This is a genomic window from Candidatus Omnitrophota bacterium (assembly GCA_040755155.1).
Classification (GTDB): domain Bacteria; phylum Hinthialibacterota; class Hinthialibacteria; order Hinthialibacterales; family Hinthialibacteraceae; genus JBFMBP01.
Genome location: JBFMBP010000029.1, coordinates 1 through 15047, shown reverse-complemented (window position 1 = coordinate 15047; position 15047 = coordinate 1). Strand labels below are relative to the sequence as shown.

Genomic DNA, 15047 nt, shown 5'->3' with positions numbered 1-15047 from the left:
AAGCGTAGCCCACCAGAGGCTACTCCCCGACCCAAAGTCCCCCCGTCTCCCAGTCCCAAAGTCACACTTCTAACTTCCACGGTTTTCGATAAGGGCGTTGCAGCCAGGAGTTGAGTTCGGGGCGATTCGTGATGCGTTCGGCGGCGCCGTCCCATTCGATGCGTGCGCCGGTGCGGTAGGCGATATTGCCTAAGTGGCAGGTGCTGGAAGCGCGATGGCAGACTTCGACGTCGCAGACGCAGCGCTGGCGGGTTTTAATGTTATCCAAAAATTCTTTTACATGATTGACGTTCATTTGAATATAATCGACAGTGCGTTCGATCTTCTCCACGCCGTCGCCGTAGGCTCCTTCTTCCGGCCAAAGCAGCAGCCGGTCGCGGTCGATGAAGAGCGTTCCCTTGGTTCCGAAAAACTCGATGCCGTAGCCGTACCAGGTGTCGGCGATGTCCGGTTTATGCTCCGGATCGCGGGCGTTGCACGAACGCACGGTGAATTGCACCAGGCAATCCTTGAATTGAAAAACCGTCTCCAGCGTATCGGGCGTTTCCGAACAATCCGTGAAGAAAAATTTCCCGCCTTCCGATGAAACCGACAAAGGATAATCTTGTTGAATTCCCCATTGGATGATATCCAATTGATGAACGCCCCAATCCGTCATCCAGCCACCGTCTGTTTCCCAAAACCAGCGGAAGCCGCCGTGGCAGCGCTGCCGGAAATAAGGCATCTTCGGCAGCGGCCCCAGCCAAAAATCCCAATCCAATTCTTCGGGAGGATCACAGATGGCCGCTTGCCCCATGCCGGCGGGATTGTTGTTGCGCAGACTCCCGCTGACTGCTTTTACGATCTTGCCGATATAGCCTTGATGCAGGAGTTCAATCCCTTCGCGGAAGTTCTGCGCCGAGTGGGTTTGGGTTCCGCATTGGGTAACGCGGTTGTATTTTCTCGCCGCCTTGACCATCTGCTGGCCTTCCCAAATCGTAACGCCCAGCGGTTTTTCGCAATAGATATCCATTCCCGCTTTACAAGCGTCGACGAAAGGAATGGGATGCCAATGGGGAGGCGTAGCGATTAACACCGCGTCCAAATCTTTCCGCTCCAGCAATTTGCGATAATCCTTATAAACGTCGACGCTCTCGCCGCCCACGATTTCGCGTCCGCGCTCTAGCCGCGTTTGGTCGACGTCGCAGACGGCTTTGAAGACGGCGCCGTTTTGCAGAAAGTAGCGGGAGATGTCCACGCCGCGTCCGCTGCAACCGATCATGCCGATGTTGATTCTTTCGTTGGCGCCGAGAACGGTTTGAGGGGTAATCGTCATTCCCAAACCAATCCCAGCGGATAGACGGGCGAAATTCCGGCGCGAAACTCGTTTCGATATCATTGTCATTCCCTCCCGCTCGCGGTTAACGATTCTCGTTTTCCTTCTTGGCGATGCGAATTCTTTCTTCGATTTCTTTGCATACGTTTTCGAACAAATCGGCGGATTTATCTTGATATTTCGCTTGATACGAAGAATAGTTTTTGAGGTAATCCATAGCGTTGGCGATGGAAGACATATTGGGAATGACCGTAGCGAAAGGCTGGGGCAAACTGGCGTAACCGTCGCGCTTTTCTTCTACCCATTTCATGATGTTGCGGTGTTTAGCCACTTGTACGCGGACCAGCGACCATAACGTTCCCAAGCATTGAATTCGTTTATAACCACGCATCCTCAGCCGCTCCAAGAGGTAAAGCGAACCGCGAATGGAAAGCCGGTCGGGAATGGTAGGAAGTATGAAATAATCAGCGGAAGCTAAGAGAAATACGACTTGAATGACGAACGTGGGCGGGCAATCGACGATGGTATACTGATAATGGCCGTTGCACCAACGGGCGAAGGAATAGCGAAGGCGATTCAATCGGCGCAGAAATTCTTCGTTGCTCTGATAACCCTTGCGCGCCTTGGCCATGTTGGTAGTAAATTCGTCGATGCGGTGGGAGCAGGGAATACAGTCGATATTTTTTTTGATGGAAGTGATATTGGAAGCGAGCGGCGTGACATATTCCCGCATGGCGTCGGGATTGAAATCGTCGCTAAGCATATAAGCGAAAAGATCGTGCAGCGTTTTCTTGCGGGCTTCAGCCTGGGCGAGGCGTTCTTCGCCCAACAGCAATTCGCTCGCCATGGATTGGTGATCGGCGTCGACGAGAAGCACCCGCTTGCCGGTGGAGGCGAAGCACTCTGCCACGGCTACGGCGTTGGTGGTTTTGGCGACTCCGCCTTTTAAATTGAGGAACATGACGATTGGCATCGATTTTTGCTCTCCTGAGCGAATTGTAAAACAATCTTCGCGTCAAGATCAATGATGGCGTCGCAAGAAAAGGAAGGAAAGGCGGGAGATGCGACAATAGAAAAAGCGATTGTTCTAAAACCGGCTGTTGTTTATTTTTTTTCTGAAATCCGTTAAGGAATATATTGGGCAGGGCAAGCGTCTCGAATGCTTTTTGAGGCAGGCGGGACGCCTGCTCTACCCACTTGCGGAAAAACGGCGCTGAGGGCTTGGCTATGCTTTTCTTCAATCGAAAATTTTCCAATGTTTGACGCCGGTATCGCCTTGAACCGTTACTTCGACGATCACTTCGGCGTATCCCTGGAGACCGGCGGAATCGGCGGCGATCAGTTTTATAGTATGTTGTCCGAGTTCCAAATCGACCGATAATTTCGATCCCGCGCCCAGAGGAGTCTGTTCGTCGTCCAAACGCCATTCTAAGGCTTCGTCCGCAATAAAACCGTCTTCCAAATCATAAGCGCTGCCTAGAAGCGTTACGGGCAGTTGCTGAGAAATCTTGTCGTTGGCGCGGGGCTGAACGATGGAAACCATCGGAGCGCGGTTGTTCATGACGAGTTTTTGGTTGTTTGCGCAACTTTGATTCCATCCATCCGAAACGCAAATCCGAAATTGGGGATCAGGCCCTGACGGCAAAAACTGAGGATAGATCGGGAGGGAATCGATCGTTTCCAGATCGGCAGCGATAGGGATAATGGTTTCACCGTTATCGGGCGTGTACAAAATATTGTAATATAGAGTATCCAGGGGATCGAGATCGCTTCCTTTCCAAGAGAGTACGAATTGTTCCGAAGGAAGCGCGCCGGAATCAAGGCCCGAAATATCGATTACAGAAGGAATATGGGCGCTTTTTATCAATTCCCCTAAAATTTGATCGCCATTTCCGACTACAATCCGCACGGCGGAAGGATCGTTTTTTAAGATAGTTGTAAAATGGAAATGGGTATCCTGATAATAACCATTGATCGATCGTCCGGTGTTCGTATCGATGCCTAATATTTCGCCTCCCCCTAAAGCGGTAGGGAAATCTTGGGCGTCTAAAATGGCGCCATCGGCATCGAGCAGGTCGATATGGAATCCTTCCCTAGCCGCTGCAGCGGACGGGCGGACAACGGGTTCCTCCTTGAAAATCAGGGGGCTGAAACGAACCTGGTTGTCGTCGCCGATTTCTCCACGAACCAGAATGGAGGAGGGAAGGGTTTCTTGCCGAGGGCGAACGGCTTTTGCCGGCTCGCCTTTTACTACTCCGCCCAATCCCTTAAATAATACTTTATAAGTTTTTTCGTCAAACCAAGCGGGAGGGGCGCCGCCCATTATATCATAGACATAATTGCGATTTCCGATGTCGCTGAAAACCGCCTGCCGTTTAGGCGGGATTTGATTGTCGAAAACGCCCGTGGGGCTAAAGGCGAAATTTTCTTCAAGGATAAAATTGCCGTCCGTATCGCTGTTTGCAGGATCGCGCGGATTTATTACTCTATACGTACCGCCATTGTAAGTATCCCCAAGATTGAAGGGAGTGGTATGGCCGATTTCATGCGCGAGCGTGTCTCCTGAATGCAGTACCGGCCGCCGGTTTTTCAGTCCATCCAACATAGCCACAACGTTGGGATAATCGCCCCGCGTCATTCCGTAGATCAACCAGGTGGAGCCGGGCGGTTCAAAATAGGTTTCATACGCCACGGCGACGACGGCGTAATCCAAAGGAGGCCGGGAGAGGAGACGGTAGGCATTGGCTGTTTGAATCATTCCTTTCCTTATTTCAGCCGTATGGGGAGGAATGCCCATGACAATCGGATAAAGGATGCGATAACGCCTCATGAATTCCTGCGGTTCGATAGGGTAAATATCGGCAAAGAATTCCGCCGACTGCCGGACCAGACCCAAATCAGGAAACGCCACCGCCAGCCCCCCGGCGCGAAGCGGCGCCAGGACGTACACGACGCCCAAACTGAGGTTTTTAGTTTTTTGAAAATCGAATGGGCCGAATAGGAATCTCCCTCGTTCCTCATTGCGATGCTTGAGGGCGACTTCGATTTTATGAGAGCCTTGAGGCGGATTGAGAATGTAAAAATTGAGACTGCTTTTGCCTTCACGGCGGTCGTTAAAATTCGTGCGGTATCCGCCGAAGGGCTTCATGGCGAACATTGGTGGTTCCGGAAGAATCGTTGCTTCCTGGAAGATCACTTCGCCAGTGATATCGTAGGAGGCCGCGTCTTTTCCAGCGTTCGAGAAAATACGAACAGCGGCCGGTTTGTTGGCAACCAGCATATTGTTTTCGTCACCCGCTACCTGAACGACGACGATCGAAGCGAAGGGAGAAAACTCGGACGTGTTTTTATCCGCATCCGTCGCCGTCGCCGTAATCATTCCGGGATCGGCGATGGAATCGACATCGATTTCGAATTTGCCCTTATCGTCCGCATCGATGGTCCTGATATATTTTTTCCCCTGCCCCCAATACCCTGGATTGGCGTCGGCGAAAGCGGGATCGGCGAAGATTTCGATCTTGGCGTTGGGCGCCGACGATTGGCCGGAGATTTTATTGACGGCCTTTACCGAATCGAGAGCGTGATTCAGAGCGACGCTGATTTCATTGTTGGCTCCCTTTTCCAAGAGAATGCCCTTTTTGTCGTTGCGATGAATAGAGTTTTCCGATATCTGGTTGCGCAACGCTTTCGCGCCGACGATGCGTATGCCGTTTTCGGAGTTATGATGAATGATATTTTTCGCTACTAGATTGTCGGTTACACCGTAACCTAATTCCTGATCGCTGGCGCCGTCGGTCATCTCGATGCCGTTTTTTTGATTGGGGAGCCGGGCGGTCCGATCGATCGCCGCGCCGATCAGGTTATTTAGAATCTTGACCTTGCTAATTTTCATTTCCCCTATACGGTTGCCCCCCAGCAGGATTCCATTTTCGTTGTTTCCCGAAATCAAATTTCCCTTGGCCTTATCGTCGATAGATCCAAGATTGATTTCAAAAAATCGATTGGGATGAATTTGGACGCCGTTTTGGCCATTCGAAAGGAGGCTGGTTCCCGATCCGTTCGCTCCGATAAAATTTCCCCAAATATCGATTCTGCCTTGATCGAACAAATCGGTGGACAAGGCTTCTACAACAATTCCATTCTCCCGGTTTCCCGATATCACATTTCCTACGCCCCGGTCGGGATTTTGCGGATTTTCCATCGAGGGATTACGACCGCCAATTTGGATAAACGGAATCCCTGTCGGCGATCCGTTTCCATCAATTACGATTCCTCGCGCATTGGGGAAGGCGTTTTCCGCATTTCCATCCGTTCCGATATAATTCGATCCGATTTTAATATTCGCCGTCTCCAGCCATTGGGATGACTGTAAGTAAACGCCGTCACCCTTATTGCCGGAGACGATGTTTCCCTTCAAGGGGTCTTCCGTCGATCCAAATTCGCCGCTGCCTACGCTAGAAAGCAGCGCTCCGGCCAGCAGATTGCCTTTTTCCTGGTTCCGTTCGCGATTTAATCCAATCGTGTTGTTGTAGATTTTCCAGTCGTTCGTTTGCGCCATTCGGATACCTTGGAGAGCATTGCCCGAAAAGCAATTTCCATTTTCCAAGGCGACCGTTTCGCAATGGAGAAATCCCGCTCCGCATAGGCCGTTGTCATAGGCAATATTGTTTCTCAACGTAATTTCACGATCCCATTCAAAGTTAAATCCGTTACCCTGATTGTTGTTGGATTCGCAATCTTCGATCAGAATATTCACATTGCCGTCGTGCCCGCCGATTCCGGCGCCGTCGTTCTCGCGGAAACTGACCGAGCCGCTATTGACGACGCTCACGTTGCTGACCGTTACGTTTTGCTGCGCATGGAGATGAACCGCCTGATAGGCGCAGTTATCGAAAACACAATCGGTTATGACGGTTCTGACATTTCCAAATTGGCGAATCATGCCGTCCCATTCGATATTAATCCCAATACGGCTCATGTTTTTCATGGATAGATTTTGATAAAAGGCTTCCCCATCCACATGGCGGTCGTCGACGCCCAAATAACAATTGGTAAAGGTACAGTCTTTTACGTTGACGTTGGCGAATCCCGATGAAGGCATAATGGCGAGGCATTTATTGTTTCCCGCCGTGAAATCTTTGAATTCCACGTTTTGAAAATCCACGTTCAAGCGGGCGGTAAACGCCGCCAGGCCATTCGATTGCGCATTGATGAATACGCAGTCTTTGACCGTTATGTCGGCTTCTCCCTCTCCCGAGGCTTGGATGCCGCGTTGATCGAAAACGACGTTTTCTGCGTTCAGCGACGCGTTATCAAGAAAAATGGCGGACTTTTGAAATTGCCCTGCGACGAATTTCAGATTTTTAACGGTGAGCGAAGCGCCGGAGATTTGAATTTCGCCGTCGATGGATTGATTCTCTCCTATGCCAATGACGGTTAGCGGTTTGTTGGCTATGGCAATCCCTTGAGCCGGTCCAAATGTGCCAATAGAAACCGTTCCTCCATTTCTGAATTCCATCAAGAAATTGACCGCCCTATAAAAGGATTCGAAGGTATTATCCGTTTCAGGCCCTATGATTTTCCCATCTTCATCGCGGGGCGACGAATCGTAATCTTCTCCGTCCACGCCGTTTACCAGTACGTTCTGTGTGAAGCCGGACATTGCTGCGCTGAGAATAATCAGGAAGGTAAGTAAAAATTTTCGCTTCATCATTCTCCTCCCGCTGCTAGGAATGATTCAATATGGCGAGACTTCGATTTCCTATTCAAAAAAAAGAAAAAAGGAATAAATCGTCCCCGACTCAATTTTTAGAACGCAATCTATCGAACGGACAGCATCCCATTTGAAATCGCTATATCTGTTTGGTTATCTTACGCCGTACAATGCCAACAAATCCAGTCTGCACTCCACTTTAAAATTCATCGCCTTTTCCTTCTCATTGTCCGGTTAATTCTTTACCTATTGAATCCGGCTTGCCTTACATCGTCTTTATTTTGTATAGTCTATCGCAAATAACGAATTTATCTGGAGGAAATCATGAACCGAAAACCGATCGATCGCCGCGCCTTCTTGTCGAGATCATTTACATGCGCCGCCGCAGGCGCGCTGAGCGGATGGCCTTCCGCCGCGCGCGCCGCCGCGGAAGAATCGGAGAAGCGCGGCGCGCAGCGTTTGAGCCTGGAAGCGTTAAAAAAGTGGGAAAGCCTGGGATACGGCATGTTCATCCATTTCGGCATGAGCACCTTCGTAAATGATGAACTTCCCGACGGCAAGGCGGACGCCAAATCATACGCGCCGGACAAGCTGGATGTGGATCAATGGATCTCCGTGGCGCGGGACGCGGGAATGAAATACGCCGTACTTACTACCAAGCATGTCGCGGGTCATTGTCTCTGGCCCACAAAGTGCACGGATTACAACGTCTCCAACAGCGGTGATAAAACCGATGTTGTGGAGCAATTCGTTAAAGCCTGCGATAAGCGCGGCGTTCTGCCGGGCTTTTATTACTGCTCATGGGACAACCATAACCGCTTTGGAAGCCAAACGCCATCCGACGGCGGTTGGAATGGCATGAATTCTTTCCCGAAGTCCCATACGGAGAAACTGCCGCCTTTCACCACTTCGCTATATCAGAATTTTCTAACCGCCCAGATTACGGAACTTCTAACGACGTACGGCCCCATCATGGAATTGTGGATCGACATCCCCGGCGTTTTGGGGCGAGGCTATCGGACGTTCCTCTACCATTACGCCGCCCAATTGCAGCCGGAGATCGTCATTATGATGAACAGCGGCATCAGCGATGGATCGACTTACGATGTGGATTACGCCTGGCCGTCCGATCTCATCGCCATCGAACGCCAAATGCCTCCCGCCTCCGGCCATAAGAAATGGCGCACGATCGAGGGCAAGGGATATTATATGCCCGGCGAACTCTGCGATCCCATCGGCAAGAATTGGTTCTATGTCCTCGGCGACAAGCCCCGCGCCGACGAGGATTTGCTGCTTCAATTCGAAACCTGCCGCGAGCGGGGCGCGAATGTTCTCTTGGATGTTCCGCCAGATGGACATGGACTCATTCCTCCATCGTCCGTCGAAGCGCTGATGCGGCTGCGCAAAGGCGCCCGGTTGTAGATGCGCCGCCTTCCCGCGCTCGGCCTTGATGTAAGGAGAATCCGCGCCGTATAATCGCCAAACATTCATCATTTCAGGAGGATCGTATCGTGTCAGACAGCAGCGCCGTACAAGGAATGGCGAAACGGTTGGATAAACTGTACGAATTCGACCGCGAGCCGGTGAGCGAGGACAAACTGCAAGGCGGGGGGCGATTCGCCTCCGTCTTTTCCGGCGAGCATGTGGCGGGAACGGAATTCGTCATCGGCGCATTTTTCGTGCTGCATGGCGTTAGCGCGTATGACTTGCTTATAGGATTGCTATTGGGCAATCTGCTCGCCGTGCTTTCCTGGACGTTCGTCTGCGCTCCCATCGCCGTGCGCGTGCGGTTGACGTTATATTGGTATTTGCGCCGCATCGTTGGACCGGGCGTAACGGTGATCTACAACATCGCCAACGCTTTTCTTTATTGCATTCTCGCCGGATCGATGATCGCCGTCGCCGCTACGGCGGTAGGCATTGCTTTCAACATCGATATGCCCTCGCTGTCGGATAAATATCCCAACAGCATTGGCTGGGTATTGACCGTTTGGCTGGTAGGGGCGGTTGTGGCGACCGTCGCCGTTTTGGGATTCAAGCGGGTAAGCCAGTTTTCCGCTGTATGCGTTCCCTGGATGTTTCTCGTCTTCATCGCGGGCGCCATCGCCATTTTACCCCAAGTAGGGGATGTTCAATCCTTAAGCGGTTTTTGGGAAGTGGCGAAGACGAAAATTTGGACTGGCGTCCCCGCCACCGATAGCAATGGCGTTCAGTTGGAGAAGTACGGTCTATGGCATATCATATTCTTCGCCTGGTTTTGCAACCTGGCGATGCACGTTTGCCTTTCCGACATGGCGCTCTTCCGATTCGCCAAACATTGGTCATACGGCTTATACTCTTCGCTCGGCATGTATCTCGGCCATTTTCTCGCTTGGATTTGTTCGGGAATCATGATGGCTGGCTACGCTTCGCAAAAAGGCTTCCTCCCCTCCGAATTCGCCAAAATCGCGCCGGGCGACATGGCCTTCGCCGCTTGCGGCCTTGCAGGAGGTTTGGCGGTAGTTTTGGCGGGTTGGACGACGGCCAATCCCACTATCTATCGCGCCGGATTGGCGCTGCAAATCGTAACGCCCAACTGGCCGCGTTGGAAAATGACGATCGTCGCGTTCATCGTAGCGACGACGCTGGCCTGCTTTCCCCTGTTCGTCATGAAACTGTTGGATTTCGTGGCGATCTACGGCTTGATTCTCATGCCCATCGGCGCCGTGGTTTTCGCCGAGCATTGGCTTTTCCCACTGCTGGGGCTGCAACAATATTGGGTGGAGAAGAAAAAATTGGCTTTTAGCTGGCCCGCTCTGATAACTTGGCTGGGCGTTTTGGCAATTTGCTTCCCCGCTTCGCAAATGACGAACGGCGTTTTGAAGACTCCAATGGATTATATTGGCGTCCATCTCTTTTTCCGCTGGCTGCCGGGGTATTTCATCTCGTTGATCGCCTATATTGTCCTCGCCTCGTTGTGGGGCGCAAAGCAAACGGAAAGGACGGTGGCTTGATATGAAAGGTCCAAGACTCATCGCGGCGATATTTGCCATTCTGGCATTACTGATCTGCATCATCGATTCCTTGTGGGTCTTCTGCAGCAAACCGGAGGACTATGCAGCCAATTTCGAGCGGTATAAAACCATATTCAATTGGGCGACGCTGTTATGGTTCGTCAGTTCTCCCTTATGGATGGTTCCGGAATTGTTTCAAAAAGAAGATAAAGAATAACGATAAATAGAATGTAGAATGAGAATCGCCCCCTTGGCTTTTCTAGATAGAATCAGCTAAGGGGGCGAAGTTTTTTTATTAGAAATCGTAGGATGGGTCATGCTGTTTGACCCATCAAATACTCCATTCCATATTTCTTGATGGGTCAAAAAACGCGACCCATCCTACTTTTTCCTTATTAATATTTCCTCCATTGGGATGCCTTCCAGCCTTCCTTCGCGATAGGCTTTGAGTCTCCTTTCCGCTTCTTCAGCCCATATTTCATCCAGTTTCTTGTCCGGCTGCGGCAATGGCAAGGTTGTTATTGCCCTTGATCCTGTCATCAATTTTTCATCATTCATCATTCATCATTTATACAAAATCCTCGCCCCGTCGCCGATGGCGCAGACTGTGGTTTTGCAAACCTTTCCCATGCGATCCGCAAAGCGCTCTTTGATGGCTTCGCAGAATGATTCCACATGATCGGGAGCGACGAGGTTGACCGTCGCTCCGCCGAAGCCGCCGCCGGTTACTTTTGAGCCGAAGCAACCGGGAATCTGCGCCGCTTCTTCCACCAGAACGTCCAACTCTGGGCAGGTGTTTTCGAAATTGTCCCGCGAGCTTTCATGAGAAATCCGCATCAATTCGCCTAAGTGCTTCACGTCATTGATCTGCAGCGCCGCCACGCCGTGCAATACGCGTTGATTTTCGTACATGACGTGCCGCGTGCGGCGGCGCAGTACGTCGTCCAGCATATCTTCCAATTCCAGAAATTCCATAATGGTTACATCGCGCAGAAAACGCACGGGACGGGATAGCCGGTCGCCCATAATCTGAGCCGCCGCCTCGCATTGATGACGCCGCGATTTGTATTCGCCATCGACCAAGGCATGCTTGACGCCGGAATCGCATAATACGATCGCGGGAACGGGAGGCTTGATGGAGAGAACCTTGTGGCTGAGGTTATCGCAGTCGAGGAAGAGCATGGCGTCTTTCTCGCCAAAGATCACGGAGAAAGGATCGAGAATGCCGCAGGGCATACCCACGAAGAGATTTTCCGCCCGGCGGCAGAGTATCGCCAGCCTCATTTTTTCGATGCTGTAGGGATAAAGCGCCTGTATCAGCATCGCCGTCGCCGTCTCCAGCGCGGCGGAGCTGCTCAGTCCGCCGCCAATAGGAAGATCGCCGCCGATGACGGCGCGAAAGCCGCCGGCGCGAACGCCGATCTTGCGCAATTCGTCGATCACGCCCAGAACGTAATTGGCCCAAGGATGCGCTACGCTTTTCTTGATGTCCAGGAGGGGAAATATCGCTTCCTGGTTCATAACCTGGGAATAAAGGATGACGGCTTCTTCTTCCAAGGCTTCTCCGTGCATGGTTACCGATTTATCGATGGCCGTCGTCAGGACATAGCCGCCGTTGTAATCCGTATGATTGCCAAGGATTTCCACCCGTCCCGGCGATTGGCTGGCGGCGCTGGGATTCTTGCCGTATCGTTCCCGATAGATGGTCTCGCTGTTTATTGTTCGAATCGTATCTTTCACTTCGCGCATCCTCGCTTCGCCTGGAAGAATTGCACCGTTTCCCGAATGCCCTCGTCAAGTTCCACTTCCGGTTCCCAACCTATGTATTTATTGATTTTCTCATTGCTAAGACAAGCGTGCAGCACATCGCCTTCCCGCTTGGGGCCGTGATTCTTCGGTTGCTTGGTTCCCGTATATTTTTGAATCGTATCGAAAAGAACGTTGACCGTCGTTTGCTTTTGCATGCTGACGTTGAAGGCGGGGAAGACGGATCGGTCGATATTCGCTTTCATAGCCAAGAGATTGGCCCGCGCCACATCCTTCACAAAAACGAAATCCCGCGTCTGCTCGCCATCGCCAAAAATGATAGTTTGTTGCCCCGCCAGCAGCTTTTCCGAAAAGATGCTGACGGCGCCCGCCTCGCCGTGAGGGTCTTGCCGGGGGCCGTAAACGTTGGCGTAGCGCAGCGCGGCGAATTCGATTCCGAACTGATGGCGGTAGTAATAAAGATAGCGTTCGGGAATCAACTTGCTGATTCCGTAAGGCGATAGCCCGAACGTCGCGTCCTCTTCCCGAACCGGCAGCAATTCCGGCTCGCCGTATACGGCGCCGGATGAAGCGTAAATCACGCGCTCGACGCCGAACTGGCGGCAGGCTTCCAGCAGGTGGATGCTGCCGAGAATATTGGTTTTACCGTCGATTTCCGGCTCGCGAACGGAGCAGGAGACGCTGATTTGCGCCGCATGATGGAAAACAATCTGCGGCTTCTCTTTTTGAAAAAGAGGCGTCAGATCGTCAAGCAGATCCATTTCGTAAATAGGGATATGGGAAGGAAGGTTTTCCTTCTTCCCCGTGCTCAGATTATCGAGGACGCAGACCTGGCAGCCGTCTGCGATCAACACATCGGCAATATGCGAACCGATAAAACCCGCTCCTCCCGTGATGAGACAACGTTTTGCTTCGGCCATGACGTCATGTTCGCTTTCCAAGGAAGATTGAAAAATCAATCTTACTTTAGTCTATTGTCTTTCTAAAGACGAGAACGGTTTAACCGGTAATACAATACGCCATGCGTTCCCGCGCGGAAAGACAAACGATCGTTCTGGATTTGGAAGGGAAGGGAAGCTGCGATTTCGCCGCCGCCGTCGATGGCGCTCAATTTCCAATCGCCGCCTGAGATGCGGATGAAGAGCCGCAGGGAAGCATCCTTGACGAGAATCGGCGCATAGCCTGGATCCTGAATCGTAAAACCTTCTCGATCCCGTAGGGAGGAAAAACCGCTGTTTTGCGCTTCAGATACAAGGGTAATCCACAAATCTTGGGAGCGCGAAATCGGTTTTCCGTCCAAACTGCTGACGCAAACCACGCCAAACTCTTCGCCGCTTTCGATTTCCACGTCCTTTAAATCGTTTTCCGACGCCGCGCTCAACTTTCCAATCAGCGCTTGGGTGCGCTGCGAATCGATGATGACAAGCCCCCGTTGCGAGTCGCGGCGCAGATTCTGTTTTTTTGAGGAAGATGGAATAAATTCGTCAAGGTATTCCGGTTGGGTAGGGGCGAGGATATTCTTTCCAGCGGGTTTGGCGAACCATCTCGTTCCCACTTGCATCGTTTCCACTAACCGAGTCGTTTGCGCATTTTCCGGCGTAATAGGATCATTATTGAATATCGTTGCTTCCGGCAATGCCATTTGAACTTGTTTGCGCGCCGGTTCGACGTCTTCTCTTAAAAACAACAAGGCTGCCGCTGGGAAGAGGCCGATGAGGCAAGGATCGTTAAACAATTCCCACGGCGCGAAGAGGTAATTCATGTTTGGATCGTGATTCGTGCAATAAGACGAGGAAATGCAGCCGTTCCATGCCTGAAGGCAGGCGATGGCGGCCAGCCATAAAGGCGTTTCAGCACGCCAGCGATTAGGCCAGGGATCGCCCCATTCGGAAACGAGGAATGGTTTTTGCAAATCGCGCGAAAAAGCGAGGCGGCTGAAGAGGGTATCTTTTGCCGCTTCCGGCGCGCTCATGCTGCGGTCGAGATAACCGCGAAAGCCGCCGTAGGGTTCGTTCCAGACGCTTTCCCGCGCCAGGAAATCGAACGGCGGCATCGCCGCCAACTCCCACGCTTCCCGCACGATTCCGGCAGCGGCGAGTGGAATCTTGACGCTGATGGAGTGGAGATGATTCAGGATATCCGTACTCGTCTTCGCCGAAACCGCCGCTTGAAAACGCCGGATGTCCTCCATCGGCGTATTTTGGTCCAAAGGAATCGGATGGCCGGGATGGACCGTTTTATTCCAATTCTCCCATTCCTCGAAAAGAATTTGGCTATGAGGATGCGCCATCGGCGATTGAATATCGGCGCCGCCGTCCAAAAAAATTTGCGCCAAAGCAATAGAGGGAGAATCGCGGTATTCCAATTGCGTATAGCGGTTGCGATGTCCCCAGAGATGAGAGAGGTAATCTTGAAACATCCATTGCAGCGCGGGAACGAAATGAATATACGGCTTCATGCCGGGGGGGATGGATTGCCAGGCTGGAAGGCTGTCTTCTTCCTGCAATTGGCGAGAATCGAGACCGTCCAGATAAGCGTAAATCCCCCGGTTTTCCAATTGGGAAAGGAAAAAGTCCAACCGGTCGATGGCGGCGGGATTGAAAAATAGATCGGGATCGGACGTATTATACAAGAGATTCGGTTCCGCCCACGGCGCGTCCAGGTCTTTGAAGCGGACGAGGTTAAATCCGAATTTAGCCAGCCGTTCGGCGATGGCGGGCGCGATCTCTTGCGGGGGAAAGCAGGCGGAGCCAGCCAGGGAAGTTCCCCAAAAGCGAATGGCGGTTCCATCTTCAAAAACGAAGCGATTGCCTTTCACGTCCAAAAAACCATGCTTTCCCGCCGGAGGATCGAGAAGAAAAGATAGATCGACCGGCGCCTTGTCCCAGACGAAAGAAAAGTGCCGCCATTCTTCAGCGAGGAGCGATAAGGAGGAAGTTGTCAAGAAGAGAAGAAGCAAGGAGATTCTTCTTTTCGCAGAATCCATAACTCTACGGCCTCAATGACCCGAATGATAAATTGTCTTTATAATACTACCGTTTTGAAGGAGAAAATGGTAACAGTTTATTCCCGTGGAAATGCGGATGGATCGCAGCGTAGGGTGGGCTCAAAGCGAAGCGTAGCCCACCTTTTTCTCTTCTGAAACTCCTTAGGTAAGTGCTGGGTTTTGAGTGAGTTGAAAACCGAGTTCCTTAGCCCGTTTTTTGAGATGGTTCAATACTCTTTCTTTATATTTTTTGTCGTAATACTCTTCCCCGCG

General features: G+C 51.7%; 10 protein-coding genes. 3 read left to right on the top strand and 7 right to left on the bottom strand.

The genetic code is table 11. From position 1 onward, the window contains the following. Positions 1-61 precede the first annotated feature (61 nt). The 3 genes from AB1656_02915 to AB1656_02905 form a co-directional block, all read right to left on the bottom strand. Positions 62-1378, bottom strand: coding sequence for a Gfo/Idh/MocA family oxidoreductase (locus tag AB1656_02915; GenBank protein ID MEW6234315.1), 1317 nt, complete (start codon positions 1376-1378; stop codon positions 62-64). A 22-nt stretch (positions 1379-1400) separates the two neighbouring features. Further along, on the bottom strand, positions 1401-2288 hold the full coding sequence (locus AB1656_02910; protein MEW6234314.1) for an AAA family ATPase: 888 nt from the start codon (positions 2286-2288) through the stop codon (positions 1401-1403). A gap of 264 nt (positions 2289-2552) precedes the next feature. Next, the gene (locus tag AB1656_02905) at positions 2553-7028 is read right to left on the bottom strand and encodes a right-handed parallel beta-helix repeat-containing protein (protein ID MEW6234313.1); all 4476 of its coding nucleotides are present in this window, start codon (positions 7026-7028) and stop codon (positions 2553-2555) included. 324 nt (positions 7029-7352) lie between these two features. Between AB1656_02905 and AB1656_02900 the strand changes: the two genes are divergently transcribed. From AB1656_02900 to AB1656_02890, 3 genes are all read left to right on the top strand, one after another. Next, positions 7353-8450, top strand: a complete 1098-nt coding sequence (locus tag AB1656_02900) for an alpha-L-fucosidase (GenBank protein MEW6234312.1) — start codon at positions 7353-7355, stop codon at positions 8448-8450. 89 nt (positions 8451-8539) lie between these two features. Beyond that, positions 8540-10021 (top strand): hypothetical protein, encoded by a 1482-nt coding sequence (locus AB1656_02895; GenBank protein ID MEW6234311.1) that lies wholly within the window; start codon positions 8540-8542, stop codon positions 10019-10021. A 1-nt stretch (position 10022) separates the two neighbouring features. Further along, a complete protein-coding gene (locus tag AB1656_02890; protein MEW6234310.1) occupies positions 10023-10238 on the top strand; it encodes a hypothetical protein in 216 nt (71 codons plus the stop codon). A gap of 164 nt (positions 10239-10402) precedes the next feature. Here AB1656_02890 and AB1656_02885 read toward each other — a convergent pair whose 3' ends face one another. The 4 genes from AB1656_02885 to AB1656_02870 all read right to left on the bottom strand — a co-directional run bounded on the left by AB1656_02885 (position 10403) and on the right by AB1656_02870 (position 14774). Further along, positions 10403-10579, bottom strand: a complete 177-nt coding sequence (locus tag AB1656_02885; protein MEW6234309.1) for an addiction module protein — start codon at positions 10577-10579, stop codon at positions 10403-10405. Between the two features lie 6 nt (positions 10580-10585). Further along, the gene (gene galK, locus AB1656_02880; GenBank protein MEW6234308.1) at positions 10586-11770 is read right to left on the bottom strand and encodes a galactokinase; all 1185 of its coding nucleotides are present in this window, start codon (positions 11768-11770) and stop codon (positions 10586-10588) included. After that, positions 11758-12708 carry an NAD-dependent epimerase/dehydratase family protein gene (locus AB1656_02875; protein MEW6234307.1) on the bottom strand — a complete coding sequence of 317 codons (951 nt, stop codon included), beginning with the start codon at positions 12706-12708 and terminating at the stop codon, positions 11758-11760. The genes galK and AB1656_02875 overlap by 13 nt, the downstream gene beginning before the upstream one ends. Before the next feature lie 62 nt (positions 12709-12770). Continuing rightward, positions 12771-14774, bottom strand: coding sequence for a hypothetical protein (locus tag AB1656_02870; GenBank protein ID MEW6234306.1), 2004 nt, complete (start codon positions 14772-14774; stop codon positions 12771-12773). Positions 14775-15047: the final 273 nt, after the last annotated feature.

Bases quoted from the DNA above. Each gene is read 5' to 3' on its own strand.
- AB1656_02915 (MEW6234315.1), bottom strand. From the start codon at position 1,378: ATGATATCGAAACGAGTTTCGCGCCGGAATTTCGCCCGTCTATCCGCT.
- AB1656_02910 (MEW6234314.1), bottom strand. From the start codon at position 2,288: ATGCCAATCGTCATGTTCCTCAATTTAAAAGGCGGAGTCGCCAAAACC.
- AB1656_02905 (MEW6234313.1), bottom strand. From the start codon at position 7,028: ATGATGAAGCGAAAATTTTTACTTACCTTCCTGATTATTCTCAGCGCA.
- AB1656_02900 (MEW6234312.1), top strand. From the start codon at position 7,353: ATGAACCGAAAACCGATCGATCGCCGCGCCTTCTTGTCGAGATCATTT.
- AB1656_02890 (MEW6234310.1), top strand. From the start codon at position 10,023: ATGAAAGGTCCAAGACTCATCGCGGCGATATTTGCCATTCTGGCATTA.
- AB1656_02885 (MEW6234309.1), bottom strand. From the start codon at position 10,579: ATGAATGATGAAAAATTGATGACAGGATCAAGGGCAATAACAACCTTG.
- galK (MEW6234308.1), bottom strand. From the start codon at position 11,770: ATGCGCGAAGTGAAAGATACGATTCGAACAATAAACAGCGAGACCATC.
- AB1656_02875 (MEW6234307.1), bottom strand. From the start codon at position 12,708: ATGGCCGAAGCAAAACGTTGTCTCATCACGGGAGGAGCGGGTTTTATC.
- AB1656_02870 (MEW6234306.1), bottom strand. From the start codon at position 14,774: ATGGATTCTGCGAAAAGAAGAATCTCCTTGCTTCTTCTCTTCTTGACA.